The sequence below is a fragment of the Ruegeria sp. CDSC042 genome, from assembly GCF_059610745.1.
In genome coordinates, this window is sequence record NZ_JBXWOF010000001.1 from 1,088,005 (window position 1) to 1,113,504 (window position 25,500).

At 56.4% G+C, this 25,500-nt stretch carries 31 protein-coding genes and 1 tRNA gene; 16 read left to right on the plus strand and 16 right to left on the minus strand.

Annotated elements, in window-relative coordinates:
* Positions 1-51 precede the first annotated feature (51 nt).
* From AC2FHX_RS05440 to AC2FHX_RS05475, 8 genes are all read left to right on the plus strand, one after another.
* A complete protein-coding gene (locus tag AC2FHX_RS05440; RefSeq protein WP_496700023.1) occupies positions 52-816 on the plus strand; it encodes an isocitrate lyase/PEP mutase family protein in 765 nt (254 codons plus the stop codon).
* Between the two features lie 103 nt (positions 817-919).
* Positions 920-1,369, plus strand: a complete 450-nt coding sequence (locus AC2FHX_RS05445) for a tellurite resistance TerB family protein (RefSeq protein WP_142634606.1) — start codon at positions 920-922, stop codon at positions 1,367-1,369.
* 20 nt (positions 1,370-1,389) lie between these two features.
* Positions 1,390-1,827: a tellurite resistance TerB family protein gene (locus tag AC2FHX_RS05450; RefSeq protein ID WP_142634608.1), complete on the plus strand. Its 438-nt coding sequence runs from the start codon at positions 1,390-1,392 to the stop codon at positions 1,825-1,827.
* Between the two features lie 5 nt (positions 1,828-1,832).
* Entirely contained in the window at positions 1,833-2,555 is a 723-nt protein-coding gene (locus tag AC2FHX_RS05455; RefSeq protein WP_496700021.1) for a phosphate/phosphite/phosphonate ABC transporter substrate-binding protein, read from the plus strand.
* Positions 2,556-2,701: 146 nt separating this feature from the next.
* Complete coding sequence (locus tag AC2FHX_RS05460) at positions 2,702-3,478, plus strand: ABC transporter ATP-binding protein (RefSeq protein WP_496700019.1); 777 nt, start codon at positions 2,702-2,704, stop codon at positions 3,476-3,478.
* Between the two features lie 33 nt (positions 3,479-3,511).
* Positions 3,512-4,225 carry a transporter substrate-binding domain-containing protein gene (locus AC2FHX_RS05465; protein WP_271946303.1) on the plus strand — a complete coding sequence of 238 codons (714 nt, stop codon included), beginning with the start codon at positions 3,512-3,514 and terminating at the stop codon, positions 4,223-4,225.
* 72 nt (positions 4,226-4,297) lie between these two features.
* On the plus strand, positions 4,298-5,185 hold the full coding sequence (locus AC2FHX_RS05470) for an ABC transporter permease (RefSeq protein ID WP_142635158.1): 888 nt from the start codon (positions 4,298-4,300) through the stop codon (positions 5,183-5,185).
* On the plus strand, positions 5,182-5,988 hold the full coding sequence (locus AC2FHX_RS05475; protein ID WP_142634616.1) for an ABC transporter permease: 807 nt from the start codon (positions 5,182-5,184) through the stop codon (positions 5,986-5,988). The genes AC2FHX_RS05470 and AC2FHX_RS05475 overlap by 4 nt, the downstream gene beginning before the upstream one ends.
* 149 nt (positions 5,989-6,137) lie before the next feature.
* Here AC2FHX_RS05475 and AC2FHX_RS05480 read toward each other — a convergent pair.
* Both AC2FHX_RS05480 and AC2FHX_RS05485 read right to left on the minus strand, forming a co-directional pair.
* Positions 6,138-6,214 (minus strand) — tRNA-His (locus AC2FHX_RS05480).
* 47 nt (positions 6,215-6,261) lie between these two features.
* Positions 6,262-6,744, minus strand: coding sequence for a GNAT family N-acetyltransferase (locus AC2FHX_RS05485; RefSeq protein WP_496700017.1), 483 nt, complete (start codon positions 6,742-6,744; stop codon positions 6,262-6,264).
* Positions 6,745-6,821: 77 nt separating this feature from the next.
* Here AC2FHX_RS05485 and AC2FHX_RS05490 point away from each other — a divergent pair, with 77 nt between their 5' ends.
* Positions 6,822-7,010: a DUF6324 family protein gene (locus AC2FHX_RS05490; RefSeq protein WP_142634620.1), complete on the plus strand. Its 189-nt coding sequence runs from the start codon at positions 6,822-6,824 to the stop codon at positions 7,008-7,010.
* A 4-nt stretch (positions 7,011-7,014) separates the two neighbouring features.
* Here the strand turns inward: AC2FHX_RS05490 and AC2FHX_RS05495 are convergent, their stop codons facing one another.
* On the minus strand, positions 7,015-7,446 hold the full coding sequence (locus tag AC2FHX_RS05495) for an MmcB family DNA repair protein (RefSeq protein WP_496690788.1): 432 nt from the start codon (positions 7,444-7,446) through the stop codon (positions 7,015-7,017).
* A gap of 113 nt (positions 7,447-7,559) precedes the next feature.
* Here AC2FHX_RS05495 and AC2FHX_RS05500 point away from each other — a divergent pair, with 113 nt between their 5' ends.
* Together AC2FHX_RS05500 and AC2FHX_RS05505 are read left to right on the plus strand one after the other, a co-directional pair.
* Entirely contained in the window at positions 7,560-7,880 is a 321-nt protein-coding gene (locus AC2FHX_RS05500; protein ID WP_496700015.1) for an ArsR/SmtB family transcription factor, read from the plus strand.
* A complete protein-coding gene (locus AC2FHX_RS05505) occupies positions 7,877-8,302 on the plus strand; it encodes an SRPBCC family protein (protein ID WP_496678221.1) in 426 nt (141 codons plus the stop codon). Before AC2FHX_RS05500 ends, AC2FHX_RS05505 begins: the two co-directional genes overlap by 4 nt.
* 275 nt (positions 8,303-8,577) lie before the next feature.
* On the opposite strand, the gene AC2FHX_RS05510 is transcribed toward AC2FHX_RS05505, so the two are convergent.
* Positions 8,578-9,474: a LysR family transcriptional regulator gene (locus tag AC2FHX_RS05510; protein WP_496700013.1), complete on the minus strand. Its 897-nt coding sequence runs from the start codon at positions 9,472-9,474 to the stop codon at positions 8,578-8,580.
* A gap of 90 nt (positions 9,475-9,564) precedes the next feature.
* Here AC2FHX_RS05510 and AC2FHX_RS05515 point away from each other — a divergent pair, with 90 nt between their 5' ends.
* Positions 9,565-10,392 (plus strand): TauD/TfdA dioxygenase family protein, encoded by an 828-nt coding sequence (locus AC2FHX_RS05515; protein ID WP_142634630.1) that lies wholly within the window; start codon positions 9,565-9,567, stop codon positions 10,390-10,392.
* A gap of 112 nt (positions 10,393-10,504) precedes the next feature.
* On the opposite strand, the gene AC2FHX_RS05520 is transcribed toward AC2FHX_RS05515, so the two are convergent.
* From AC2FHX_RS05520 to AC2FHX_RS05540, 5 genes are all read right to left on the minus strand, one after another.
* Positions 10,505-10,810, minus strand: a complete 306-nt coding sequence (locus tag AC2FHX_RS05520; protein ID WP_142634632.1) for a hypothetical protein — start codon at positions 10,808-10,810, stop codon at positions 10,505-10,507.
* 59 nt (positions 10,811-10,869) lie between these two features.
* Positions 10,870-11,352, minus strand: coding sequence for a transcription antitermination factor NusB (gene nusB, locus AC2FHX_RS05525; RefSeq protein ID WP_142634634.1), 483 nt, complete (start codon positions 11,350-11,352; stop codon positions 10,870-10,872).
* Positions 11,349-11,900, minus strand: a complete 552-nt coding sequence (locus AC2FHX_RS05530) for a 6,7-dimethyl-8-ribityllumazine synthase (protein WP_496700011.1) — start codon at positions 11,898-11,900, stop codon at positions 11,349-11,351. The genes nusB and AC2FHX_RS05530 overlap by 4 nt, the downstream gene beginning before the upstream one ends.
* Positions 11,901-11,902: 2 nt before the next feature.
* Positions 11,903-13,024 carry a 3,4-dihydroxy-2-butanone-4-phosphate synthase gene (ribB, locus tag AC2FHX_RS05535; RefSeq protein ID WP_281972327.1) on the minus strand — a complete coding sequence of 374 codons (1,122 nt, stop codon included), beginning with the start codon at positions 13,022-13,024 and terminating at the stop codon, positions 11,903-11,905.
* Positions 13,025-13,133: 109 nt separating this feature from the next.
* Positions 13,134-13,721, minus strand: a complete 588-nt coding sequence (locus tag AC2FHX_RS05540; protein ID WP_142634640.1) for a riboflavin synthase — start codon at positions 13,719-13,721, stop codon at positions 13,134-13,136.
* A gap of 138 nt (positions 13,722-13,859) precedes the next feature.
* Here AC2FHX_RS05540 and AC2FHX_RS05545 point away from each other — a divergent pair, with 138 nt between their 5' ends.
* The 3 genes from AC2FHX_RS05545 (at position 13,860) to AC2FHX_RS05555 (ending at position 18,390) form a co-directional block, all read left to right on the plus strand.
* Positions 13,860-15,158 carry a capsule polysaccharide biogenesis protein gene (locus tag AC2FHX_RS05545; protein WP_496700010.1) on the plus strand — a complete coding sequence of 433 codons (1,299 nt, stop codon included), beginning with the start codon at positions 13,860-13,862 and terminating at the stop codon, positions 15,156-15,158.
* 92 nt (positions 15,159-15,250) lie between these two features.
* Positions 15,251-16,384: a polysaccharide biosynthesis/export family protein gene (locus AC2FHX_RS05550; RefSeq protein WP_142634645.1), complete on the plus strand. Its 1,134-nt coding sequence runs from the start codon at positions 15,251-15,253 to the stop codon at positions 16,382-16,384.
* On the plus strand, positions 16,384-18,390 hold the full coding sequence (locus AC2FHX_RS05555) for a capsule polysaccharide biogenesis protein (RefSeq protein ID WP_496700008.1): 2,007 nt from the start codon (positions 16,384-16,386) through the stop codon (positions 18,388-18,390). Before AC2FHX_RS05550 ends, AC2FHX_RS05555 begins: the two co-directional genes overlap by 1 nt.
* Here the strand turns inward: AC2FHX_RS05555 and ribD are convergent.
* The 6 genes from ribD to AC2FHX_RS05585 all read right to left on the minus strand — a co-directional run bounded on the left by ribD (position 18,387) and on the right by AC2FHX_RS05585 (position 21,995).
* Positions 18,387-19,487 (minus strand): bifunctional diaminohydroxyphosphoribosylaminopyrimidine deaminase/5-amino-6-(5-phosphoribosylamino)uracil reductase RibD, encoded by a 1,101-nt coding sequence (gene ribD, locus AC2FHX_RS05560; protein ID WP_496700006.1) that lies wholly within the window; start codon positions 19,485-19,487, stop codon positions 18,387-18,389. The genes AC2FHX_RS05555 and ribD overlap by 4 nt on opposite strands.
* A complete protein-coding gene (gene nrdR / locus AC2FHX_RS05565) occupies positions 19,484-19,954 on the minus strand; it encodes a transcriptional regulator NrdR (RefSeq protein ID WP_142634651.1) in 471 nt (156 codons plus the stop codon). The genes ribD and nrdR overlap by 4 nt, the downstream gene beginning before the upstream one ends.
* Before the next feature lie 121 nt (positions 19,955-20,075).
* Positions 20,076-20,489: a secondary thiamine-phosphate synthase enzyme YjbQ gene (locus AC2FHX_RS05570; RefSeq protein WP_142635160.1), complete on the minus strand. Its 414-nt coding sequence runs from the start codon at positions 20,487-20,489 to the stop codon at positions 20,076-20,078.
* 19 nt (positions 20,490-20,508) lie between these two features.
* The gene (locus AC2FHX_RS05575) at positions 20,509-20,907 is read right to left on the minus strand and encodes a hypothetical protein (protein ID WP_496700004.1); all 399 of its coding nucleotides are present in this window, start codon (positions 20,905-20,907) and stop codon (positions 20,509-20,511) included.
* Between the two features lie 78 nt (positions 20,908-20,985).
* Positions 20,986-21,588, minus strand: coding sequence for a DUF4166 domain-containing protein (locus tag AC2FHX_RS05580; RefSeq protein WP_496730517.1), 603 nt, complete (start codon positions 21,586-21,588; stop codon positions 20,986-20,988).
* Positions 21,531-21,995 (minus strand): thiol-disulfide oxidoreductase DCC family protein, encoded by a 465-nt coding sequence (locus tag AC2FHX_RS05585; protein ID WP_496700002.1) that lies wholly within the window; start codon positions 21,993-21,995, stop codon positions 21,531-21,533. The genes AC2FHX_RS05580 and AC2FHX_RS05585 overlap by 58 nt, the downstream gene beginning before the upstream one ends.
* Before the next feature lie 275 nt (positions 21,996-22,270).
* Here AC2FHX_RS05585 and AC2FHX_RS05590 point away from each other — a divergent pair, with 275 nt between their 5' ends.
* Entirely contained in the window at positions 22,271-23,278 is a 1,008-nt protein-coding gene (locus AC2FHX_RS05590; protein ID WP_496700000.1) for a helix-turn-helix domain-containing protein, read from the plus strand.
* A gap of 194 nt (positions 23,279-23,472) precedes the next feature.
* Here AC2FHX_RS05590 and rpoD read toward each other — a convergent pair whose 3' ends face one another.
* Positions 23,473-25,461 (minus strand): RNA polymerase sigma factor RpoD, encoded by a 1,989-nt coding sequence (gene rpoD / locus AC2FHX_RS05595; protein WP_142634659.1) that lies wholly within the window; start codon positions 25,459-25,461, stop codon positions 23,473-23,475.
* Positions 25,462-25,500: the final 39 nt, after the last annotated feature.

Consider the following 25,500-nt stretch of genomic DNA (forward strand, 5'->3'; position numbering starts at 1 on the left):
CTGACCCTTTGCACGGTTAACTGTCCGCAACTCAGAGATAGGAGACCGTCCATGACCGATCAGATCACCAATGCACTGACATTCGCGGCCCTGCACAAAAAGGGCGAACCGGTTATCCTGTACAATATCTGGGATGCTGGCAGTGCCGGTGCCGTGCGCGACGCTGGCGCCCAAGCCATTGCCACTGGAAGCGCTCCTGTTGCGATGGCACAAGGGTTCAGCGACGGCCAAAACATCCCGATGCAGGCCGCGCTGGACAATGCTCGCCGGATTGTCGAATCCGTTGATCTTCCGGTTACTCTGGATTTCGAAGGTGCGTATGCGGCTGATGCTCAGGGTATCTCTGCCAATGTCAGGCTGGCCCTTGAATCCGGCGTTGTCGGCTTCAACTTCGAAGACCAGATCATCGGATCAAATGAGTTGTACGATATTGAAACTCAGGCCGCCCGTGTCAGCGCGATGCGTGAAGGTTGCGATGCGGCTGGCGTTCCTGCGTTTATCAACGCGCGGACCGACATTTTCCTGAAGGCGCAGCCCGAAACCCATGATGATGCGATGCTGGAAGAGGCAATGGTCCGAGCACAAGCCTATTCAGATGCAGGGGCCAGCGGATTCTTTGCCCCCGGCCTACGGGATCAGGCCATGATTGCCCGGTTGGTAAAGTCAATCGACCTGCCGCTAAATATCATAGCATTACCCGGCACACCGGACACCGCCACTTTGGCTGGGCTGGGAGTCGCGCGTATAAGCTATGGCCCTGTACCCTATCGGAAAATGCTGGCCTGGCTGCAAGACGAAGCGCGAAAGGTACTCTGACCCAGCGCGCTATCCGGCTGTAGCAGGCGGTCTTTTGATCATTCTGAGCCTTGCGCGATAGTCCGTGCTTGGCGGGTTATCAAATATGGAATAATCTCTGACCATGTTGAAAAAACTCTTTCAGGCTTTCCGCCCGCCACAACACGACAATCTGCCCGATCCAGACGCTGAACTTGCACTCGGGGCGCTTATGGTGCGCGTTGCACAAGCGGACAGGGATTATAAGCTGGAAGAGATCAGCCTGATCGACCGTATCCTCGCCCGACTTTATCAACATAATGCGATCGAAGCCGCAAAGGTCCGCGCCACCTGCGAGAAACTGCACGCAGCCGCACCGGAAACGGACACGTTCGGTAAGCTGATCCGGGAAACCACGGACCTGCACGAGCGCTTGGCCGCTTTGGATGCCCTCTGGGAGGTGGTTCTTGCCGACGGGAATACAGATGAGGGCGAGATGAAAATCGTCGAAGAAGCCCGCATCGCCATGGGTCTGAGCTTTAACGACAGCAAGACCGCCAGAAAGCGTGTGCAAAGACGCTTGGAAGAGGCGTAAGGCCTCTCTATACCTGTCTCATGTTTAGTGATTTTCTGTCTCGACTGACCCAGCCTCAGCCCGCCCCTTTCACCGATGACGATGCTCGACTGGCCTTGACGGCCCTGCTGGTGCGCGTTGCCCGATCTGACAACGACTATGCCGACAGTGAAATGGCGCGAATCGACCGGATTTCGGTTGAACGCTATGACCTATCCCCGTTCGAAGCCGCCGGCCTGCGCGCCCGCGCCGAAGATCTCGAGGCCGAAGCACCGGACACCGTACGGTTCACTCGCGCAATCAAAGAGGCCGTTGCCTATGACGACCGCCTGGCAGTCGTTCAGGCCTTGTGGTCGGTCGCTCTGGCGGATGGGCACCGCACGGGTGAAGAGGATTCCTTACTGCGACTGGTCGTCAGCCTGCTGGGCATCAGTGATGTCGACTCTGCAATGGCCCGTCAAAAGGCTGCCAAATCTTGATAGCCATGCTGGGCATGTACGACATGCCTGCGCTGCGCCCTGCGAATGATCGGTTTTGGGCATCGATTCGGGATTACCTTGGCTATGGCCCCGCAAACCTAAACCGAGACCGGGATGTCTGGGATGTCTGGTTGGACCCGGATCTGGTTTTTGCCCAGACCTGCGGCATGCCCTATCGCACCCGGCTGCATGGCAAGGTGCAGTTGGTTGGAACGCCGGATTACGCGTTGCCTGGCTGCCCACCTGGCCATTACCGGTCGGTTTTTGTAGCCCGCCGCCACGACCCCCGCGATCTTGATGAATTGGCCGATGGTGTTTTTGCCTATAATGAACCGCTGTCGCAATCCGGATGGGCCGCCCCAATGGTTCACCTTGAACGATACCACCGAACACCATCGTCGGTTCTGCAATCCGATGGTCATGCGCTGTCTGCTCAAGCCATTTCCGAGGGCCGTGCCGATTATGCCGCGCTGGATGCGCTGACATGGGAGATGCTGAAAGTCCATTCCGACCTTCCAGAAGCTCTGCGTGAGGTCGCCGAAACAACCCCAACCCCCGCGCTACCTTATATCACAGCGAAGGATCAGGACGCCGCTCAGATCGCACGCGCTGTTCGCAACGCGATTCTAACCATGTCACCGCAAGATCGGAACCTTCTGCACCTGCATGACCTGATCTCTATTCCTGCCAAAGATTATCTGCGCGTCCCAAATCCGTCGAAATTGTAAACTGCGATGGATAATTCATGATCAAATTGACCAGAACGCTTCGTCAAATTGACGGAATCACCCGCTTACTCTGTCATTTGCGCATTGCATTGATCTGATTTTTAAGCCCTAGTACCGCACCAACACCAATAACACCTGGACCAACCGTGACAGATTCAACTCCCGTCATTGAGATCAAGAACCTACACAAGAGTTTCGGCAATCTGGAAGTGCTGAAGGGTGTGGATATCACTGCCAGACGGGGCGATGTTGTATCTTTGATCGGGTCCTCGGGGTCTGGGAAATCCACTCTATTGCGGTGCTGCAACCTGTTGGAAGACAGCCAGCAGGGCGAAATCCTTTTCAAGGGTGAACCTGTTCGTTGGTCCGGTAACAGCCATACGCGCCGGCCTGCAGATGCGAAACAGGTTCTGCGCATTCGCACAAACCTGTCGATGGTTTTCCAACAGTTCAACCTGTGGGCTCATTTGACCATCCTGCAGAACGTGATGGAAGCACCTGTAACGGTATTGGGCCGTGACAAAAAAGAAGTTGAAGACAGCGCACGCAAATACCTTGAAAAAGTTGGTATTGGCGACAAATGCGACGTCTACCCCGCCCAGTTGTCTGGTGGCCAGCAACAGCGTGCCGCGATCGCGCGGGGGCTGTGCATGGAGCCCGAGGCGCTTTTGTTTGACGAGCCCACGTCGGCGCTGGACCCCGAATTGGAACAAGAAGTGATCAAGGTGATCAAAGACCTGGCTGCAGAAGGCCGCACCATGATCATTGTGACCCACGACATGAAAATGGCCGCTGATATCTCTAGCCATGTCGTTTTCCTTCACCAGGGCCTCATCGAAGAAGAAGGCCTGCCTGAAGATCTCTTTACTACCCCTGAATCTCCACGGCTTCAGGGCTTTCTTTCCGCCACTCAGGCGGCATAACTTCAGATCAGAACCAAAACTGGGGAGTATCCAATGAAAAAACTGATCCTGACCACTGCGGCCCTTGCGCTGAGCGCAGGCATGGCTATGGCAGACACCATCCGGATGGGGACCGAGGGCGCCTATGCACCTTGGAACTTCGTCAATGACGCAGGTGAGATCGACGGCTTTGAGCGCGAGCTGGGCGACGAGCTGTGCAAACGCGCAGACCTGACCTGCGAGTGGGTCAAGAACGACTGGGATTCGATCATTCCGAACCTGGTCTCGGGCAACTACGACGTGATCATCGCTGGTATGTCGATCACCGACGAGCGTGACGAGGTCATCGACTTTACCCAGAACTACACACCGCCGGATCCCTCCGCCTATGTAGCAATGTCGGATGACGCCGATGTTGCAGGTGGTGTGGTCGCCGCACAGACCGGCACCATTCAGGCTGGCTATATCGCCGAATCCGGCGCGACCCTGGTCGAGTTCGCCAGCCCCGAGGAAACCATCGCTGCCGTACGCAACGGTGAGGCCGATGCGGTTCTGGCCGACAAATCCTTCCTTGCCCCGATCGTCGATGAAGACGCAGATCTGCGCTTTGTGGCCGATGAGGTTCCGCTGGGTGGTGGCGTCGGCATTGGCGTCCGTGAATCCGACGGTGAGCTGAAAGAAAAGCTCAACGCAGCCATCCAATCCATGAAGGATGACGGTAGCCTGAACGAGCTGATCACCAAATGGGAAGTGTCTTCGACCTTCTAATTCTGATCCGGCGGCGTGCCCCAGTCTACGGGCGCGCCGCCCCAGCGCCTTTACCACCTGAAGAGGCCCGCCATTTTTTCGTTCTGCACTGATCCCGACACGCTGGGAACCTTCCGTTGGTTCTCGTGCTATCTGACCAATGGTGTGCATTGGTCCTTTTACCTGTCCTTCCTCAAGGTACTGGCCCTGCTTGCCGTGACGGCGCCCGTAGCGCTGGGTTTCGGGTTCGTCGGGGCCATGGCTGCCCGTTCGCACGTTCTGCCGGTCAGTTGGCTGGGTAAGGGTTATATCGCCATCGTGCGCGGCGTGCCGGATATCGCCTTTTTCATGTTCTTCGTGATTGCTTTGGATCAGGCATTCGAATGGACGCGGCATCAAATTCTCTGCCCGGACTGGACGGATTCGATCCGACAGGGCAACGACTTTATCGTCTGCCAATCTGCCAAACTGCCACTGGGCACCTCGCCGGAATGGGTGCACGAAACCTATGGGTTCTTTCTGGCTGTCATCACTTTCTCTATTGTTTTCGGTGCTTTCGCCGCCAATGTTCTGTTCGGCGGCATGCGGGCCGTACCCTATACACAGCTGGAAACCGCCGAAGCCTATGGAATGTCCCGCCGCCAGACATTCTGGAAAATCCTTGTGCCTCAGATGTGGGTTTATGCCCTGCCCGGTCTCAGCAATCTCTGGATGGTTCTGATCAAGGCCACACCGTTGCTGTTCCTTCTGGGCATCGAAGATATCGTGTACTGGGCCCGCGAACTGGGCAGCACCAAGACTCCGAAGTTTACGCAATACCCACACGGTGACTGGCGCATGTGGTATTTCCTGTTCCTGCTGGTTTTCTACCTTGGCTTCACCCGTATGTCCGAGATCGGGCTTGAACGCCTGATGCGCCGGCTGTCCCACGGACAGGCCACCGCCGCCGGAGAATTGCTGCGCAAGGAGACCACCGCATGAGCTGCTTGCAGACCATTCAGGACTACGGCCTGCGATCTCTTGGATATGGCGAGCGCCTGCTGCCAAAATCCGACTTTACCTTATGTGAGCACTTTACCCTGATCGGGTCTGGTATGATCTGGAATATCTATTTCGGAGTCATGGCGCTTGCGACCGGATTTTTCCTGGCCACAGCACTGGCGCTTGGCAAAGCTTCACCCAGTTTCTGGCTGCGCAAACCTTCGGAATGGTTCATTTTCATCTTTCGAGGTTCGCCGCTGTTCATTCAGTTTTTCTTTGCCTATTTCTTCTTCCTGTCGCTGAAGAAATCCTATCCGATGTTCGATTCTCTGACGTCGGCCTGGATAGGGGCTCTGATCGTTCTGTTTCTGAACACAGCCGCCTATTCAGCCGAAATTTTCTTTGGCGCGCTCCGATCCATTCCCAAGGGCGATACCGAGGCTGCAGATGCTTATGGCATGTCCGGCTGGTCTCGCTTCCGGCGGATCGTCTGGCCCACCATGCTGCGGCTTGCCTGGCCCGCCTACACGAATGAGGCGATCTTTCTGTTCCATGCCACCACGCTGGTGTTCTTCTCGGCCTTCCCCGCCTGGCAGCAACGAGGCGATGCGCTGTATTACGCAAGCTATTTCGCGGACAAGACGTTCAACCCCTTTGTCGCCTATCCAATCCTTGCCTTCTATTTCATCTTACTGACGCTTGTGATCGTTGGGGGGTTCGGCCTGGTGAACAAGCATCTGAACCGTCATTTACCTGCGGAACGAAAAACAAAAATGCGCTTTCGCCTGAATCTGGCACGCTAAGAACCTACCGGGGATGCAGCCGCTGCAATCCCCGGAAAAGACAATTTCTCAAATAATAATCGGTACCGTTTTGAGTGAAGGCAGCCCTTCGATTTGCGCGGTGGCTTAGGGGCCGAACTAGCTTGGGAATTTTCTGACAATCGGGGAGATGGTACCGCCTCCCTGGCTTGAACAGGGGACCTCTGGATCCACAATCCAGCGCTCTAACCAACTGAGCTAAGGCGGCACTTGTGAAGGGCGATGTACCGAACGCGTTCACGGAATGCAAGAGGATTAAAGCTGAATTTTCCAGCTTTGTTCGACCAGATCAACCCCGAAGGAATGGACCGGTTTGCTATCCATCAACTGCCACCCAGTGGACCCATAAAGCGCACAGGCAGCCTTGTGGCTTTCATGCGTCCACAGCCTCATTTCAGTGTAACCGGCGCCGCGAGCAAAGCCCATGCAGCTCTCCAGCATCCGCTTTCCCAGGCCCATCCCACGCGCTTCGGGCAACAGCAAGAACAAGCGCAGTTTTGCGGTCGTTTCACTCAGGGCAACGCAGAAAATACTGCCCAAAGGTTTACCGTCACATTCGGCTATCCAGCCACGCTCGCGCTTGGCATCATGGTCCGAGATGAAATCGTCGAGGATTTCTTTCACCAACACGGCAAAAGAGTCTTCAAAACCCTCGTCTCGTGAATACAAAAGATCATGCACAGCCACCAACCACGGCGCGTCCAAAGCTTCAAAGGGTCTGATCTGAATAGAGTGCATCCCCTATTTGAACGCAAAGGTAACTTGATTCTCAAGCCTTTGCGCGCTAGCACGAACTCTCATCCCCGGAGGCACACATGAGCATCAATACCGAAAGTGACATTCAGGCGAATTTGCAGATCGGACCAACAGATCAGGGGATGGTGCGCCTGTTCATCGAAGCAGAAAACCTAGAGATTCCAATGGATTTCGATCCGGAAGAAGCCGAAGAGATTGCCGATGAACTCCGTGCTGCCGCGCATGCCGCACGGGCGGTCAAAAGCTGAGCTATCAGATTCTGGGATCTCTCAGGGACTGCAAGCGCCGGGCTGCATCTGTGGCAAATTTCTGGATCATCTTCTTCCGCCGGGCCGGAGCTATCTTGTCCTCTGGCGCCATACGCACGATCTCGGCGTCATAAGCATCGGCAATGATCAACCCGGTCTCGGCAGGCAACAGCTCGGTCGGAAACTCCGTATCCACTGCCCAGAAGAATCGATCACACCACTCCAAATAACCATGCCATTTGGAATCCGACTGGAAATCAGCGCGGCTTGATTTACATTCGATCACCCAAAGCTCACCCTTAGGACCCAGCCCCATCACATCAACCCGCAGTCCGCGTATAGGCACGAATTCCTCAACGGATACAAAGCCATGCGCCGTCAGGTGACGGGCGACGCCACGTGCAAGTCTTTGTCCGGGTTGCAGGTCCAATGTCATATCCCAAATGTGAACAATTAGTGAACAAATGTAAAGTGAGCCCATACGACTTGACATAATACCATTTGGTATCGCATTAATGTGAAACCAAATGGTATCTCTTTAGGTTGCATATGGAAAACCAAACTCAAAACGCGTTCCGCGCTCTGGCTGACCCTACCCGCAGGGACATTGTGCAGATTCTGGCACTGCAGGACATGACGATTGCACAGTTGACTGATCGCTTCGACATGACCCGCGCGGCAGTCAAGAAACACCTGACCGTGCTCTCGGATGGCGGCCTGATTGCCGTCGAAGCCCGTGGCCGGGAACGCATAAACCGACTTGAACCAAAAGGTATGGCCCCTGTTCTGGATTGGCTCAGCTACTTTGATCAATTCTGGGATGAACGCCTTAACTCTCTTAAAGAAGCTGTTGAAAGGAAATCAAAATGACTGATGCCGTTCTAAGGAAGTCCATCTTCCTGAGGGCCGAGCCCGAGACTGTCTGGGCCTATCTGACCGAACCCGACCGGTTGGCGGAATGGTTTCACAAACCCGAACGCCCCCTGGCGCAGGGCCAAAAGCTTGAGATGTTCGGAACAACCAGTGGCGACCTGCTGATCTGGGGAGAGGTCCGCGAGGCGCGCCCGCCGTCATATCTGGAGTATTCGTTTACGGTTAAGCCAATGGGCGACGCGGTAAGCATCGTGAAATGGACGCTGGAACCGGTTGCGGGCGGTACACGCCTGGACCTGCTGCACGAAGGTCTGCCGCAAGGTGCCGATGCCTTTGGCCTGATCCTGGCGCTGGACAATGGCTGGGACGAGCATTTTGGCAAGATGCGCGTGGCCTTGCACGAAACTGTTGACGCCTGACCCCTTGTGCGAACCCGCCGGACGCCCTACTTAGGCCCGTGGCGGGTTCTGCCCTTCTTGTGACAGGTAGCATTCTGGTGGCCTTAAGCAATTCCGAGGGGGCTGGCTCTGTTCAGGTCCTGGCCTGATTACCTGGCGCCCACCTGTACATACAGGTCCTCGGGAATCAAACCGCACGGTTGACTGGTGGTCCCGCCACACTCGATCCAAACTCCGGCAGGAAATAGCCGGATTTACGAGCTCTGGGTTCTGACCTGCGGGCCAGATCGCGCTAATCATACCTGGAGCAGACAGGCATCAAGAAATGCTTTTACGGGTTCGGGTTGCCGAATGGCGCGGGGCTGCACAATCACAACATTAAAATACCCGATATCCTGTGCCAACGGACGCGCGACGACCGCATCGCCTTCTATCGTGCGGCTCGCCTCTGGCGGAAAACCAACCAGCGTGAACCCAAGCCCTTTGCCAACATAGGCATGCACCAACTCTCGTGATTGCGAGGTCAGCGGCACTTCTGGATCAAGCCCGGCGGCCTGCAACAGGTCAAGATAGCTTGGACCCGGACCGGAACGCGACACTGCAATGTAGGGCAAGCCTGTCAGCTGCTCAAGCTGTACGCTGTCGGCATGCGCCATAGGGTGGGAGGCCGGAAGTAAAACCAGAGGCGCCAGTTCTTTAAGTACTTCAACGTGATGACGTTGGGGATCAAACCCTTGATCAAACACCACAAGCGCGTCCAACTCGCCCGCATCCAGCGCAGCAACGAGGTTCGGGAAATCATCCTCAACAACCTCGATGCGGATACCGGGATGGCTTTGGCGAAAAGCCAGAACAGCTGGTAGAATGATCTTCTGCGCAATTGCATAGTGTGTCCCGATCACAATAGACCCTGTTTTACCCTCAGCCATCACAGCGGCCCGATTGCCGAGCGCGCCTGCTTGCATCAGCAACGCTTCGGAATCCGTCAAAAAGGCTGCGCCAACGCGGGTCAACCTCATCCCGCGTGCGGGAAAGCGATCAAACAACGTCAAACCAGTGACATCTTCGAGTTTGTCGATTGCCGATGAAATAGCGGCGGCCGAAACATTCAGGTTCCTGGCTGCCTGCGCGATACCGCCACATCGCGCCGTCTCGGCGAAGAACGACAACTGGCGCAAAGTGAAACGTATCATCAATAAAATCTTCTCTTTACAAATTTTAAATCAGTTTTTTCGACCTTTAGCAATGCGCTACCCTGCGTTTGAAACTCAGGGAGAAAGCAGATGGACATCAGACCACTTACCGGCGGTGTGGGCGCAGAGATCATCGGCGCCGATATCCGAGACGGCAGCCTGTTCGACGCCATTCATACGGCCTTTGCTCAGCACTCTGTCATCGTACTCAGAGCGCAGGATGTCGGCCCGGATGAGCATCTGGCGTTTGCCCAACGCTTTGGCGCGATCAACATCAACCGCTTCTTCAGGCCGGTCGATGGGCATCCAGAAATCGCTATGGTGCTGAAGGAAAAGGATCAGAAAGAGGCCATCGGAGAGGGCTGGCATACCGATCATTCCTACGACCAAATCCCGGCGATGGGGTCTATCCTGCATGCTTTGGAAACCCCGCCCTTTGGAGGCGACACGCTGTTCGTCTCGATGGGTGCGGCTTATGAGGCGCTGTCACCTACCATGCGGAGCTTTCTGGATGGGCTCTGGGCGGTTCATTCCTCTCGGCACGTTTTTGGAACAAGCACACAGGACAGTGAAGCGGCGCAAAGTGGTCGGCTAAGCAATGCACAGGCAGCCACCCAAGACGCGCGACATCCTGTGATCATAAAACACCCCCTCAGCGGGCGGCGCGGTATTTATGTGAATCCAGTGTTCACAACCCATATCGAAGGCCTGAGCGCTGATGAATCAGCAGCCATCCTTGCAATGCTATATGACCATTGCCAGCAACCCGAGTTCCAATGCCGCATTCGTTGGCAAACAGGCGACATGACCATCTGGGACAACCGGGCCACATGGCACAAAGCGGTCAATGACTATCATGGATTTCGACGATTGATGCACAGGGTTACCGTGGAGGGTGTCGCCTTGTCTGCCGAATGACCCGAACCCTGTCAGACAAAAGTCACAACGCAGTCAGACTAAAACTGACGCCCTGACCTACCAATTACGGCGGGCAAGCTCTGCGTCCACCTCAGCCGGCGTGTCACCTGTCTTAACGCCCAGTACGTGCCTCTTGTTTGATCAAGGCAGGCTTTAGCCTGACAGAAACCGGCGTTCCACCGCGCGGACCGCCGGGTTTTTCGGCCATGCTCATAATGGCATAGGCAAACTGTACACCGGCAAAGACGATCCCGTTCATGAACCAGATCATCGCCAGAGCAACCAGGCCGATATCAGAACCAGTAATCAGATGACGCAGGTTGGCGACATTCAGGGCCAGAAGCACCCCGACAAAAATTGCCGAGATGGCAAAGCCCCAGGCCACTTGCGTGATATACAAACGGATCAGTTTGGGCATGGCGGACCTCATTGCGCTGTAATATTCAGTTTAACGCATACTTGATCCGTGTAAACGCGTCAGAACGCCTCGGGCTTGGCCTCGTGCGCCATGTGATCCAGCACTGCGTTGACAAATTTGGTCTCTTTACCTTCGGGGAAGAAGGCCCGCGCCACATCGACGAATTCAGTGATGACCACCTTGGGCGGTGTGTCGTTCTGTGTCAGCTCTGCTCCGGCGGCCCGGAAGGCCGCGCGCAGGGTCGGGTCGATCCGGGCAATCGGCCATTTGGCAACCAAAGCGCGATCGGTCATCTGATCGATCGGCGCCTGATAATTGACCGCATCTTCAACCAGCTTGCGGAACAGGCGAATATCGCCGTCCAGCATTTCCTCGCCCTCATAGACGGCGCCAAAGCGGTGATCCAGAAACTCGGTCACAACCTGATCGGTTGTCTGACCCGATTGCTCCATCTGGAACAGCGCCTGCACGGCATAGAGCCGAGCGGCGGATTTCATCAGGCGTTTCTGGTTGGCCGGTTTTGGCGCGTCTGTCTTGGTCATGCTGTTGTGGGTCCGTTGCTGTCGCCCGCCACAAGGATGGACTCGGACGGCGGCTTGAACCCGACGCCCTTTTTGGAAGAGCCCCACTTACGGCTGAGCGCGATCAGATGCAAGGCCGCAGCGGCAGCCCCACCCCCTTTATTCATTTTTTCCGGATTGGCGCGCACTTCGGCCTGATTGTCATTCTCGACTGTCAGTATACCGTTGCCGATGCACAGCCCCTGCAGACCCATCAGTTGGATGGCACGGCTGGAGTCGTTGCAGACGGTTTCGTAATGCGTGGTCTCTCCGCGAATGACACAGCCCAGCGCGACATAGCCGTCAAAATTGCACTGACGGTCCGCCATGGCGATAGCCGTCGGGATTTCCAAGGCGCCGGGCACTTCGACCACATCACAGGTGCCGCCTGCCCCTTCGATCTCGGCCTTTGCGCCAGCCACCAAATTGTCAGCGATGGCGCGATAGAACGGGGCCACAACGATCAACAGCTTGACGGGTTTGTCGAAACTCGGTGTCGGCAACACGCCGTGTTTGTCTTGTTCAGCCACAATCAGTCCTCCCTGAGGATTGAACGGGTCCCGACAATGGACAGGCCAAAAGCGTCGAGCCCGAGATAAACGGTTTCCGGCGAGTCGGTCAGCAGCACAAGTTCCTGGATCCCCATCTTGGACAGGATCTGCGCCCCCAGACCGGTTTGTTTGATGGTGCGTGGGCCCTCATCTTCAGCCGCATAGAGCGAGTTGCGCGGTTGGCGGAACAGACAGACCACACCGCGCCCTTCATCCGCAATCTTTTCCATCGCGCGCGGCAGCTCACGTGAGGATTTCGGGCCAAGACCCAGAATGTCGGGCGCCTCGTGCAGCGCATGGGTCCGGGTCAAAACCGGCTCGGGTGTGGTGATGTCACCCTTGACCATCACGACATGTTCGATGCCATGAGTCTGATCGGTGAAAATCCGCATTTCCCAATCGCCGCCATATTCGGATGTGACGGTTTCACGAGATGTCTCAACCACCAGATTGTCATTGCGCGACCGATAGGCGATCAAGTCGCTAATCGTGCCGATCTTCAACCCGTGTTCCTTGGCGAATTCGACCAGGTCAGGCAGCCGCGCCATGGTTCCGTCAGGGTTCATGATCTCGCAGATCACGCCCGAAGGGTTCAGCCCGGCCAGGCGTGAGATATCAACGGCGGCCTCGGTATGGCCCGCGCGCACCAGCACCCCGCCCCGCTTGGCCCGCAAGGGGAAGACGTGACCCGGCGTGGCGATATGGACCATCGTGTTTTGCTCGTTGATCGCAGTCGCCACGGTCAGCGCCCGGTCACCAGCGGAAATGCCAGTCGACACTCCCTCGCGCGCTTCAATCGACACGGTGAACGCGGTCTCATGACGTGACGAGTTGTTCACCGCCATCATCGGCAGACCCAACGTGTCAATCCGTTCCGCCGTCATCGGCAGGCAGATCAGGCCACGACCATGGGTGGCCATGAAATTAATTGCCTCAGCATCAGCGAACTCGGCGGCAATCACCAGATCGCCCTCATTCTCGCGATCTTCGTGATCAACCAGGATATACATCCGGCCTCTGCGCGCCTCGTCGATGATCTCTTTGATCGGGCTGATTGCCGCGCGCAGCTGGGCCTCGACCGGTCCGGGAGTTTCAAAGCTCATGGGGCAGCCTTTCACATGCCAAGTTTGACCGGGTGGATAGACCACCGCGCGGTCAAAGACCAGACCGCATGCGGCACCGTTCCGGTCAGACGCGACGTTGAGTTGTGGACTATGACATTTCAGCGAGGCGCGCGACATAGCGAGCCAGCGTGTCGATCTCAAGATTGACCCGGTCGCCGATGCCGACATCCCCCCAGGTCGTCACCTCTTTGGTGTGCGGAATGAAGTTGATACCAAAATCGCACCCGTCCACATCGTTTACGGTCAAAGAAGTACCGTTCAGCGCAACTGATCCCTTGGGCGCAATGAAGCGAGCCAGATCTTTGGGTGCGCGCAAGGTTACCCGCGTGCTGTCGCCCTCGTCCAGAACGGCGACCACTTCTGCGACGCCATCAACATGACCAGACACGATATGACCGCCCAACTCATCTCCGACCTTCAGCGCGCGTTCCAGATTGACACGTTTGCCGACGGTCCAGCGATCCAGATTGGTTTTCGAAACGGTTTCCGCGCTGATTTGCACATCATACCAGTCTTCGCCCAATGCGATGACTGTCAGGCAAACGCCGTCGCTGGCAATGGATGCACCAATATCAATCCCCGGGGTATTGTAGGCGGTTTTGATCCGCGCCCGCAGATCGCCTTGCTGCTCCAGTTCGGTGATGGTGCCGATATCTGTGACGATCCCCGTAAACATTGCGTTAACCCTCTGTTTCTAACCTGATGCCAGCGCTCACCGTCGAGGTAAGCGTAAGCGCGCCTACGGGCAAGCCCCAGGTTGCCGCAAATACGACAAACAGGCATAATTTCTCATCTAACGACAAGAGCAGCAGAAATGTCACCACTCAACGGCGCTGCGCAAAAACGCGTATTTCTTTTCCTGCAAGGACCGCACGGGCCGTTTTTTGGCGCGCTTGGTAAGATCCTGCGCGCAGCGGGTTCCGAGGTGTGGCGCGTGGGTTTTAACGCCGGGGATCAGGCCTTCTGGTCTGATAAGGCCAGCTTTATTCCCTATGCTGGCAAACCCGAGAACTGGCCGGTAAAATTTGTTGACCTGGTTGTCGGCCGCGAGGTGACAGACATAGTCCTGTATGGCGATACGCGTCCAATCCACGCCCAAGCCATCCGCATCGCCCGCGCCCACGGGATCACTGTTCATGTTTTCGAAGAAGGGTATCTGAGGCCCTGGTGGGTCACCTACGAACGCACAGGTACGAATGGCAATTCGCATCTGATGAATCTGGAAGTTACCCAGATGCAGCGAGCGCTGGAGCGTACTGATGCGCCGATGCCGCCCCCTCCGACGCATTGGGGTGATATGCGACAGCATATTTTCTATGGCGCGCTGTATCATTGGTTTGTTCTGTTCCTGAACGGCAAGTATCGCAATTTTCGAACCCACCGTGACCTACCGGTTTCGAAAGAGTTCAGGCTGTATTTCAAACGGCTGGCAATGATGCCGTTCCACAGAATCCGGCGGCGTATGGCGACGGAGCGAGTCCGGCGGGGCGGGTTTCCCTATCACTTGGCATTGCTGCAACTGGGACATGACAGTTCGGTTCAGTCACACTCGGACTTTGACTGCATGTCCGAGTTTCTTGAGCAGGTACTGCACGGTTTTGCAAATGGCGCACCAACGCACCATCATCTGGTCATCAAAGAACACCCGCTGGAAAATCATCGGGAACCATTGCGCCAGGTGGCACGAAAACTGGCCAAAACACTGGGTATCGCTGATCGGGTCCATTATGTACCCGGGGGCAAACTGGCCACATTGCTCACCGAAGCGAGCTCGGCCGTGACGATCAATTCAACTGCGGGTCAGCAGGTATTGTGGCGCGGCATTCCTCTGCGCGCCTTTGGCAAATCGGTCTATGACAAGCCCGAATTTGTTTCCAGCCAACCGATCACTGATTTCTTTTCCAATCCAGATATCCCCGATACCGAAGCCTATCAAAGCTATAGGCGTTTTCTGCTTGAAACCAGTCAGGTCCCCGGCGGGTTTTATTCACGCCGTGGGCGGCGACAGTTGCTTAGGCGCGCCGTGGATATGATGCTAAGGGCGAAAGATCCCTACCAATCCGTGCTGACCGACAAAGAGGCGCGGACGCCACAGTTGAGGATCGTTGAGTAAATCACCCCTCTTGATGCTGGCGATTGCAGTTGGAAACAAGTACGCTGCTGGAAACAAAAGACCAAAACCAAGACGTTCGAGGATATTCGGCAGTGCAGCGCTTTCCAATCCGATGGGGACGGGGTGTAACCCTTGTGGCCGCTCTTGGCCTGCTGGCCGCGTGCCAACTACCTAAAACTGGCCCAAACAAATCCGAAATCCTTGCCGGTTCGACCACGAAAGGTGGAAACGCCTATGTTGTTGAGGTTGACGACCGGGTGGCGCAGGTCACGTCCGCAGTGCCTCAATACGGGTTCTCGCAAACCTTCCGTAGCGCTCAGAACCTGACCGCCGACACGGTTCGTCCGGGTGATGTACTGGGCCTGACAATCTGGGAAAACGTGGATGACGGGCTGTTATCCGGAGAGACCGGTGCCTCAACATCCCTGGAAGAGGTACAGGTCGACAGCGAGGGCTTCATCTTTGTTCCCTATGCCGGGCGCCTGCGCGCAGCCGGAAACACGCCGGAACAGCTTCGCATGTTGATCACGGAAAAGCTCCAGGACCAGACCCCTGATCCTCAGGTTGAAGTGCGCCGTATCGCCGGGGACGGATCAACCGTCTCACTATCGGGCACCCTGTCCGCACCCGGGATCTATCCGATCGAACGACCAACCCGCACACTGGCCGGAATGCTGACACGGGCTGGCGGTGTGATCGAAGGGTCCGATATCGCCCTGGTGACACTGATCCGAGGCAATCAAAAAGGGACGGTCTGGTACAATGACTTGTTCCGCAACCCGGAATTTGACGTTGCCCTGCGGGGTGGCGACCGCATTCTAGTCGAAGCCGACAACCGGTCCTATGTCGCCTTGGGGGCGACGGGCGGTCAGTCGCGCGTGGCATTCGACAGTCAGGATCTGTCCGCGCTGGAAGCGCTGGCACAGGTTGGTGGCTTACAGCCCCTGTCTTCGGACCCGACCGGTATTTTCGTTCTACGAAAGGAACGGCAGGACATTGTCCGGTCAGTCATGGGAAAACCGGACCTGCAGGGAGAGCAGCGCATGATCTACGTGCTGAACCTAACAGCTCCCAATGGCCTTTTCATCGCCCGTGACTTTGTCATCCGCGATGATGACACAATTTACGTCACCGAAGCACCTTACGCGCAATGGAGCAAATCCATCTCGTTGATCGCCGGTGGCCTGACCCCGCTTGCCAATGTCACGACCCTGACAGGCGGATGATGCCCTCCGTTCCACAAGGAACGCATGCCAAGGCCGAACGCAGTCGTCTTTTGGTCTATAATGGCGGATTTCTGACAGCCGCGCGCGTGCGGAGAATTCTGTCACTGACCGGGTATGATATCGGCATCGGCACGCCCAAAGGGTCGGATCTGGTGGGTATCTGGGGCAATAGCCCGACGGCACATCGTGGACTGCGTATAGCGACCAAATACAATGCTCCGATCTTGCGCGTAGAGGATGCATTCCTGCGATCTCTGCACTCAGGACGCAGTGGCGAGGCTCCGCTGGGTCTGCTGCTTGATCGCAGCGGTGTGCATTTTGATCCAACACAGCCTTCGGATCTGGAAACACTTCTTGCGACCGACCCGTTGGATAATACGGCCCTGCTGAACCGGGCACGTGGCGGGATGGCGCGGCTGCGCGAACTACATCTGAGTAAGTATTCCGCCTATGATCCCGCGACCCCTGCGCCGGACCCAGGGTATGTCCTGGTTGTCGATCAAGCACGCGACGATGCTTCTGTAAGGGCAAGCGGTGGCGATGAGGCCCGGTTCCGCGAGATGCTGGTTATGGCGCAAGAGGAGAACCCCGGCGCGACCGTTCTGATCAAATCCCACCCCGACACGATCGCAGGGCACCGGCCCGGATATTACTCTGCCGATGATCTGACCGACCGCGTATCCTTTCAGCACAGCGCCATCAGCCCCTGGACCTTGTTAGAGGGCGCTGTGGGCGTCTACACCCTGTCCTCGCAACTTGGGTTCGAGGCCATATTGGCCGGTCACAAACCCCGCGTCTTCGGCCAACCGTTTTACGCCGGATGGGGTCTTACCCAAGACGAAGCCCATTTCCCAAGACGCCAACGAAACCTGACGCGCGCGCAACTCTTCGCCGCCACCATGGTTCTTTATCCCAAGTGGTACGATCCCTATCGGGATCAGCTGTGCGAATTCGAATCCGTGCTGGACACGCTTGAAGGTCTGACCCGCGCCTGGCGACAAGATCACAAGGGCTGGACGGCATCCGGGATGCGGCTTTGGAAACGCAGGCACCTGCAGCACATGTTTGGGCGCGAGAAAAAGGTAAAATTCACACCTGACGTTCCCGAAAACCCAGATCGTCCCCACATGGTTTGGGCGCGGCACGGCCGTGATATGGAAAACGTCACACGGGTCGAGGATGGCTTCGTTCGGTCCCGTGGGTTGGGGGCCAGCCTTGTGCCGCCTCTGTCGCTGTCGCTGGATGACCTTGGGATCTATTACGACCCGACCAAACCCAGCAGGTTGGAAGAGATGATCGCCAAGCGGGAGACCCTGCGGCCGGATCAGGAATTGCGGGCCGAGCGGTTGGTGACACAGATTATCGCCGGAGCGGTCAGCAAATATAACACCGGCGGCCCGGTTCCGGACTTGCCAAAAGGTCACCGCATTCTGGTGCCCGGACAGGTCGAGGACGATGCCTCGATCCTGTTTGGAACCAGCACCGTTCGCACCAATACTGAACTTCTGCGCACGGCCCGAGAGATGAACCCGACCGCCGTTCTGATCTATAAACCGCATCCAGATGTCGAAGCTGGCCTGCGTGAAGGTGAGGCCGAAGCTGAGGGGCTAGCAGACCTGATCGTCAAGAACACCGACCCCGCCGCATTGTTGGGTGAGGTTCAGGAGGTCTGGACCATGACCTCTCTGCTAGGGTTCGAGGCGCTGATGCGCGGATTGCCGGTCACAACGCTCGGCGCACCCTTTTATGCTGGTTGGGGTTTGACGCAGGATTTGGGGTCCGTCCCCGCCCGTCGTGGTGCACGGCCCTCCCTGCTGGGATTGATTCATGCCGCACTGATCGATTACCCGAGGTATCTGGACCCTGTCACCGGCATGCCCTGCCCTCCGGAAGTGGTATTGGAAAGGCTGACAGACGGCTACCAGAGCCGATCGGGTCATGGCCTTAGACTGCTCTCGAAACTACAGGGCGTTTTCGCAACACAGGCGCATCTCTGGCGCCTTTAGCGCAATGCCCGCGCCCAGCGATGCATCACGTCCTGACCGATGATGCGGGTCTCCAGCAGTTCAAACCGTGGGGCCTCATCCAGACGATCCATACCAAGCGCCCCGATGGCAGGCAATCCTTCGGCACCAATCGCAAGCCCGGCACTGAAGCCGATCAACTCATCAACCAGTTCATCCACCAAAAGCGACGCAGCCAGGGATGATCCGCCCTCGCAAAAGACGCGGGTCAAACCCTCCTGCCCCAACTGCAGCAACAGGTCAGCGGCGTCAATGTGATGATCGCGTAACGCGCAGGGGATAAGCCTTGCGCCCAGTCCTTCCCACGCTTTTGCACGTTCGGCATCCGGTGACGGACCATGGCACAACCACACCGGAATTTTCGAGGCGGTGCGTGCCAGTTGACCCATCAACGGGATATCCAGATGGCGCGAAACGACGACGCGCACAGGCTGACGTTCAATCCCAAGATCCCGAACTGTCAGAGAGGGGTCGTCTACACGCGCTGTACCCGCCCCAACCATAACGGCATCATGCGTTGCCCGCATGGCATGAACAGCCCGCCGCGAGGTCTGACCCGTAATCCACTGACTATGGCCGCTTTCGGTCGCAATGCGCCCGTCAAAACTGCTGGCCAGTTTAAGCGTGACAAATGGCCGGCCCTGTTCGGTCTTTAGAAAGAAACCGGCGTGGTCGCGGGCCGCCTGATCCGCAAGAACACCGGTTGTCACGTCAATCCCAGCCTCGCGCAGCATGGCAAAGCCCTGCCCGGCAACACGCGGATCACTGTCTTCGATGGCTGAAACAACACGCGCCACACCGGCCTCAATCAAGGCCTGAGCGCAAGGCGGGGTCTGTCCGTGATGGGCGCAGGGTTCAAGCGAGACATAAGCAGTCGCGCCACGCGCCTGCGATCCCGCCTGTCTTAACGCTTCGGTTTCCGCATGTGGCCGACCACCAGGTTGCGTCCAACCACGCCCAACAATCCGCCCGTCCTGTACGAGTACGCAGCCAACGGATGGGTTGGGCCAGCACGTCCCCTGTCCGCGCCGCCCCAAGGCAAGGGCCAGCGCCATATATCGCTTATCTGTTTCGCTCACTCGTCCGTCGAAGGCTGCGGCGGGCGCAGTTCGTGGACAAACTCCTCGAAATCATCGGCCGCCTGGAAATTCTTATACACGCTTGCAAACCGAACATAGGCAACGGTGTCGATCCGCGCCAGAGCTTCCATAACAATTTCACCGATCTTGCTGGACGGAATGTCGGTATCGCCCATGCTTTCCAGCCGTCGCACAATACCCGAGATCATCTGATCAATGCGTTCCGGATCAATCGGGCGTTTCTGCATCGAGATACGGATCGACCGTTCCAGCTTGTCTCGATCGAAATCCTCGCGTTTTCCATTGGTTTTGATCACAACCAGATCGCGTAACTGAACGCGTTCATAGGTGGTGAACCGTCCGCCGCAAGCCGGGCAGAAACGGCGCCTGCGGATCGCGACATGATCCTCTGCCGGGCGTGAATCTTTGACCTGAGTGTCGATATTTCCGCAAAACGGGCAGCGCATCCGCCGTCTCCTCGTCTCTTGTTCCGCCTCTTTTAGTAAGCGCTGTGGCCCACTTATCCACAACTATAGGGCAGCCTCTAGGATTTGGGTAGTCGGAAATTTTTACCGCTAAATAAAGGGGTCACGCGAAATGCGCAGCGACGCGTCGGTTGTGTGATTGGGTCCGGTGTTCAAACAGATAAACGCCCTGCCATGTCCCCAGCATGGGCACCCCTGCGGCGACAGGAATGCCCAAGGACACAGGCAGCAACGCAGCTTTGATATGTGCTGGCATATCGTCTGGCCCCTCATAGGTGTGCCTTAAATACGCCATCGACGGATCATCCGCCGGTGGCACTAGACGTTCGAAAAAGGCCTGCAAATCCGTCCGCACCTCGGGGTCCGCATTTTCCTGAATGGCCAGAGAACACGAGGTATGGCGCACAAACAGGGTCAACAATCCGTCGCGACCGCTTGGGGCAAGCCAGTCTCGTATACCCGAGGTGAACTCATACAGCCCCGGCCCCTGCGTTGAAATTATAAACTCGGTCTGCAAAACGCGGGTCTTACCTTCTTTAATCAAAAATTGGCTGCCGGAAACACAGGCCATTCGCGTTCTGGACGGACCTGCTCTGCCCCGGCTGGAAACCAATGGAAACAAAGCTTGTGCTCTGCTCGACATTTGCTGGAGGGGTCAACGAGAATTGGACCGCCGTGCGGCGACCGGTGGCTTCGCTTGGGCCATATCCACGCACAACATAGATATTCTGCTGCCACCCTGCCCCCAAGCTGCGACGAGCAAAATCTGCAGCAGCGCACCAATAGCCATCCACATCCCTACGCGCGCGCGGGATCACCTCAAACACTTTGTCGTTTACTGCAACAGTCTGAAAACCGTTTGGTGCTGCTGTCACCGCCCCCGGTTCAAACAACGAGGCGGCGGCCAGAACCGCAGATGTGATCACTTTTTTCATAATGCTACTCTCTCATGTTTCTTGATAAATATTAAAGTAGATTGCAGGAGGCCATGGCAAAGCCACCTCACGTTCAATTCAGGCATTGTTCCTATTTACGTGAACCGGCATCAGCCAGCCCCGATATCTGATCAGTTGACCCAACATCGGCATTTCTGCCGAAACATCGAACCGAAACCGGCCTTGATCATCCTGCCATTCTACCGTCGCCGAACGCGGTAAAAGAAAGTTCGGGCATGGCACCCGCAATAGAGTGAGGCGCAGGATGTTCAAATGCAGCTTTTGACCTCGAACCTGTGGGCGCATCCAGATGGTCAGCCCTCCGATCCTCTCTTTCACGCACCGCCTGTCTGCGTCGTAGACCAGATGAGACAGCGTCTCATGCCCGCCAAAATCTCTGAACCATTCCCATTCCTGGCCATTGAGTTTGGTTCGAATGCGGACCGTCTGAGTATCTGCATCGGGAGGAAACCCACCCAACCACAATGACAAAGAGGTCAACCACCCGGTTCCTCTTTGGATGCTGCATAATCCTGTAAACTCTGCCGTTTCACTGTGGAATTTTCGAACCGCATCCGGCACCTCAGAATTGGCAGGAAGGGCCTGCAGAAATGGGTCCGGCCTCACGCATACCCTCCGGGGAAGAACCGCGCTTTCAGGGATGAATCCGGAACCAAGCACGTTTCGAACCGTCCAAAGAATGCAAATCGGTGGCGCGCGATGAAATGATAAAGCGGATCCTTCAAAAACCGCGGAAGAAATCGACAGGCCGACAGAACAGGCCACAAAGCGGGTAAGCTGCGCATTGCAGCAGCAAAAGCATCCAAGCGCTGATGCACAACACCGTCAACGATCACAAGATTGGTTTCAAACTCGTCGGTGGGCAGGCCGAGTTGCCGGTAAAGGCTTTGTCCTATGGGGGACTGGGCAATTACAAACTTGAACCGCTTCTTTGTGTCAGCCCACAGCATGAACCTGAAAAACCGAGAACACAGCACGCATTCTCCATCAAAAACGATGAGGTTCTGCTCGGTTCCCACATCTGAGATCGCCCGGTCTTGCATTGGATACCAGATCAATTTCGCCACAACCGGACCGTGCCATTGAAGGGTAAAATCCGCAATGCGACACGTAGGTTTTCAGATGAAACGTGCCGGGGAGCCACCGATCGCTAGTCTGAGACGACCGGAGCTCTACCCTCATCCCCACAAGGTGCTGACCCGACAACACGAGGTAACTATGCCTTTGCGTTGCTATATCCTTGCTGAAAAGTGCCAGAAACTTGTGAAAACCTGCCAGATGGGTTTGCCTGCACCCGTGCAAACTGGGTTCAAATTTTTCGCGAAAGCATTAAGAATTGGATATGGAGCTTGATATTGCCAGAATTCAACACCTGACCCGAACGGTAGATGAGCGTTCGGGCGGCCCAGAGTTAGCAGACCAGCTTTTGGAAGGCAGCGGTCTAAGCCGAGCGGCAATCGCTCCCCCCACTACAGTCTACAGTGCGCAAACTGAGGCGATGTTCATCAGATATGCCTGCGACGCTATGCGCGACATAACTTTTGCCGCCTATGCGGGTTCGAAAGTCAGTTCGGCCTCTAGTATTACGGCCTATATCAGCAAGTACTCTCGTGACCTCCGACAGGTGTTTGAAAACACAACCCGCTTCTCGCGCATCATAGATCCCACAATCACCTTCAGTCTGCGCCATGCCGGGAACTTTGTGTCCTTCGAGGCGGATTGGGAAGACGCAAGTTTTGCCCGGTATCACAGACGCACAGAGTTTTTGATGTTTGGGACACTGGCGCGAATGCGGAACCTGACGCAGTCAGACTTCCACCCCATAGCAATTCGCTTTCAACACGAGGTTGGAGAGAAAAGAAATCTATTTCAAAAGCTTGCAGGATTTTCGGTAGAGTTTGGAGCAGAAAACCTAGAGATTGTTCTGTCGCCTTCATCTCTGGATCTTCCCGTGCCCACATATGACCCGATGCTTCGAGAGCATCTGATTGAGTACGGGGAACGCGTCTTGGCAGAGCGGGCCTCGCCTAAGCAAAAATTGCGGGCGCAGGTCGAGGGTCTGATTACACGTTCGATGCCGGGGAATTTTCCGCAAGCCGATGACATAGCCGCCAATCTCGGCATGAGCCCGCGAACATTTGCACGCCGGCTAAAGGATGAAGGGTCAAGCTATCGAGAGATCGCAGACGATCTGCGCTGTGATCTGGCCCAAACTTTCATCACCAACGGTATGCAGCTATCTGAAATTGCATTCTCACTTGGCTACGCAGACCAACCCGCCTTTTCCACCGCTTTCAAACGGTGGACGGGTCGCGCGCCCAGCGCTTTTCGCAGCCGCCTGGATCCTTGATCGTAACTTTGAGGTAGCCGGGGGTCGTCAGCCTTGCAGCCTCGCCCCGGCCCGTCCCATGAGTGGACATTGCGGATATAGGAAGACGCGCAGCGGGCTTCTTGTGAGTTCTCGCCAAATTGATGTTTCTACAAGCCACCGTGAACAGTGGTTTCAAACGAAAAAGGCGCCTCGGTCGAGGCGCCTTTTCTAGGTTACTGATCCAGGAACGACCGCAACTTTCGCGACCTGCTGGGGTGTTTCAGTTTTCGCAGCGCCTTCGCCTCGATCTGACGGATACGTTCGCGAGTCACGCTGAACTGTTGGCCGACCTCTTCCAGGGTGTGGTCCGTGTTCATACCGATGCCAAACCGCATCCGCAGAACCCGTTCTTCCCGCGGGGTAAGTGAGGCCAGAACACGCGTGGTCGTTTCCTTGAGGTTTTCCTGAATAGCACTGTCCAGCGGCAGCACAGCATTCTTGTCCTCGATGAAATCGCCAAGCTGGCTGTCTTCTTCGTCGCCAATCGGCGTTTCCAGGCTGATCGGTTCCTTGGCGATCTTCATCACCTTGCGGACCTTCTCCAGCGGCATCTGCAGCTTTTCGGCCAGTTCTTCCGGCGTCGGCTCGCGGCCGATTTCATGCAGCATCTGACGTCCGGTCCGAACCAACTTGTTGATCGTCTCGATCATATGGACTGGGATACGGATCGTGCGTGCCTGATCCGCGATGGACCGGGTGATCGCCTGACGGATCCACCAGGTGGCGTAGGTCGAGAACTTATACCCGCGGCGGTATTCGAACTTGTCTACGGCCTTCATCAGGCCAATGTTACCTTCCTGAATAAGATCAAGGAATTGCAGACCACGGTTCGTGTATTTTTTGGCGATCGAGATCACCAGACGCAGGTTGGCTTCGACCATTTCTTTCTTGGCCTGGCGCGCCTCTTTCTCGCCTTTCTGGACCTGCTGTACGATGCGGCGGAATTCGCTGATGTCCAGGCCAACATATTGCCCGACCTGAGCCATATCGTTGCGCAGTTCCTCGACCTTGGAGGTCGAGCGTTCGATGAACATCTGCCAGCCCCGGCCCGGCTTTTCAGCCATCTCTGCCAGCCAGTTCGGGTCCAGTTCACGCCCACGATAGGCGTCAACAAATTCGCGACGGTTGATGCGGGCCTGATCCGCCAGCTTCACCATCGAGCTGTCCAGCGACATGATCCGACGATTGATGCCATAGAGCTGGTCGATCAAAGCATCGATCCGGTTGTTGTGCAGATGAAGGCCGTTCACCAGCTCGACAATCTCGGCGCGCAGCTTCTGATAGGTCGCTTCGTCCGTGTCGCTGAATGTGCCGTCTTCGTTCAGGGTTGCCGAAATCCGGCTGTCCTGCATTTCGCTCAGCATCGCAAAATCAGTCGAAATACGCTCGAGCGTAGTCAGAACCTGATCTTTCAGAGCAGCTTCCATAGCAGCCAGCGACATGTTCGCCTGCTCGTCTTCGTCATCGTCATCATCGGTCGCAATCGGGTTGCCATCGGCATCCAGCTCGGGGCCTTCTTCTTTGGCGGGCTTTGCGGCCTGCACGGTCGAAGTGTCGACGACCGGCTCTTCGACATCGCCGTCTTCGTCCATCTGATTGCCGAAAGTGGCCTCCAGATCAATGACGTCGCGCAGCAGAATGTCTTCGGACAGCAATTCATCATGCCAGATCGTAATCGCCTGGAAGGTCAGTGGGCTTTCACAAAGCCCCAGGATCATCGTATTACGACCAGCCTCGATCCGCTTGGCGATAGCAATCTCGCCCTCACGGCTGAGCAGTTCGACCGAACCCATTTCGCGCAGATACATGCGCACCGGGTCATCGGTACGATCAAGCTTTTCTGCGGCGGCACCGGCCAGCGTGACCTCACGGTTGCTTTCCGTTGTGATCAGGTCGGTCGAGCCTTTATTCTCTTCCTCTTCCGCCTCTTCATCTTCGATGATGTTGATCCCCATCTCGGACAGCATCGACATAACGTCTTCGATCTGTTCCGAGCTGACCTGATCAGGCGGCAGGACCTGATTGAGCTGGTCGTAGGTGATGTAGCCTTTCTCACGAGCCTCGGCGATCATCTTCTTGACCTGAGTCTGGCTCATGTCCAGCGAGATTTCCTGTTCCTGCTCGTCGGATTTGCTGTCTTCGTTTGTATCCTTGGCGGCCATTCAATGCTCCTGCAGGGATGGGTGATTCGATTGAACCGA

What these genes read in the sequence shown, in the direction of transcription:
- AC2FHX_RS05440 (WP_496700023.1), top strand. Translation starts at nt 52, where the DNA reads ATGACCGATCAGATCACCAATGCACTGACATTCGCGGCCCTGCACAAA.
- AC2FHX_RS05445 (WP_142634606.1), top strand. Translation starts at nt 920, where the DNA reads ATGTTGAAAAAACTCTTTCAGGCTTTCCGCCCGCCACAACACGACAAT.
- AC2FHX_RS05450 (WP_142634608.1), top strand. Translation starts at nt 1,390, where the DNA reads ATGTTTAGTGATTTTCTGTCTCGACTGACCCAGCCTCAGCCCGCCCCT.
- AC2FHX_RS05455 (WP_496700021.1), top strand. Translation starts at nt 1,833, where the DNA reads ATGCTGGGCATGTACGACATGCCTGCGCTGCGCCCTGCGAATGATCGG.
- AC2FHX_RS05465 (WP_271946303.1), top strand. Translation starts at nt 3,512, where the DNA reads ATGAAAAAACTGATCCTGACCACTGCGGCCCTTGCGCTGAGCGCAGGC.
- AC2FHX_RS05475 (WP_142634616.1), top strand. Translation starts at nt 5,182, where the DNA reads ATGAGCTGCTTGCAGACCATTCAGGACTACGGCCTGCGATCTCTTGGA.
- AC2FHX_RS05485 (WP_496700017.1), bottom strand. Translation starts at nt 6,744, where the DNA reads ATGCACTCTATTCAGATCAGACCCTTTGAAGCTTTGGACGCGCCGTGG.
- AC2FHX_RS05490 (WP_142634620.1), top strand. Translation starts at nt 6,822, where the DNA reads ATGAGCATCAATACCGAAAGTGACATTCAGGCGAATTTGCAGATCGGA.
- AC2FHX_RS05495 (WP_496690788.1), bottom strand. Translation starts at nt 7,446, where the DNA reads ATGACATTGGACCTGCAACCCGGACAAAGACTTGCACGTGGCGTCGCC.
- AC2FHX_RS05500 (WP_496700015.1), top strand. Translation starts at nt 7,560, where the DNA reads ATGGAAAACCAAACTCAAAACGCGTTCCGCGCTCTGGCTGACCCTACC.
- AC2FHX_RS05505 (WP_496678221.1), top strand. Translation starts at nt 7,877, where the DNA reads ATGACTGATGCCGTTCTAAGGAAGTCCATCTTCCTGAGGGCCGAGCCC.
- AC2FHX_RS05510 (WP_496700013.1), bottom strand. Translation starts at nt 9,474, where the DNA reads ATGATACGTTTCACTTTGCGCCAGTTGTCGTTCTTCGCCGAGACGGCG.
- AC2FHX_RS05515 (WP_142634630.1), top strand. Translation starts at nt 9,565, where the DNA reads ATGGACATCAGACCACTTACCGGCGGTGTGGGCGCAGAGATCATCGGC.
- AC2FHX_RS05520 (WP_142634632.1), bottom strand. Translation starts at nt 10,810, where the DNA reads ATGCCCAAACTGATCCGTTTGTATATCACGCAAGTGGCCTGGGGCTTT.
- nusB (WP_142634634.1), bottom strand. Translation starts at nt 11,352, where the DNA reads ATGACCAAGACAGACGCGCCAAAACCGGCCAACCAGAAACGCCTGATG.
- ribB (WP_281972327.1), bottom strand. Translation starts at nt 13,024, where the DNA reads ATGAGCTTTGAAACTCCCGGACCGGTCGAGGCCCAGCTGCGCGCGGCA.
- AC2FHX_RS05540 (WP_142634640.1), bottom strand. Translation starts at nt 13,721, where the DNA reads ATGTTTACGGGGATCGTCACAGATATCGGCACCATCACCGAACTGGAG.
- AC2FHX_RS05545 (WP_496700010.1), top strand. Translation starts at nt 13,860, where the DNA reads ATGTCACCACTCAACGGCGCTGCGCAAAAACGCGTATTTCTTTTCCTG.
- AC2FHX_RS05555 (WP_496700008.1), top strand. Translation starts at nt 16,384, where the DNA reads ATGCCCTCCGTTCCACAAGGAACGCATGCCAAGGCCGAACGCAGTCGT.
- nrdR (WP_142634651.1), bottom strand. Translation starts at nt 19,954, where the DNA reads ATGCGCTGCCCGTTTTGCGGAAATATCGACACTCAGGTCAAAGATTCA.
- AC2FHX_RS05575 (WP_496700004.1), bottom strand. Translation starts at nt 20,907, where the DNA reads ATGAAAAAAGTGATCACATCTGCGGTTCTGGCCGCCGCCTCGTTGTTT.
- AC2FHX_RS05590 (WP_496700000.1), top strand. Translation starts at nt 22,271, where the DNA reads ATGGAGCTTGATATTGCCAGAATTCAACACCTGACCCGAACGGTAGAT.
- rpoD (WP_142634659.1), bottom strand. Translation starts at nt 25,461, where the DNA reads ATGGCCGCCAAGGATACAAACGAAGACAGCAAATCCGACGAGCAGGAA.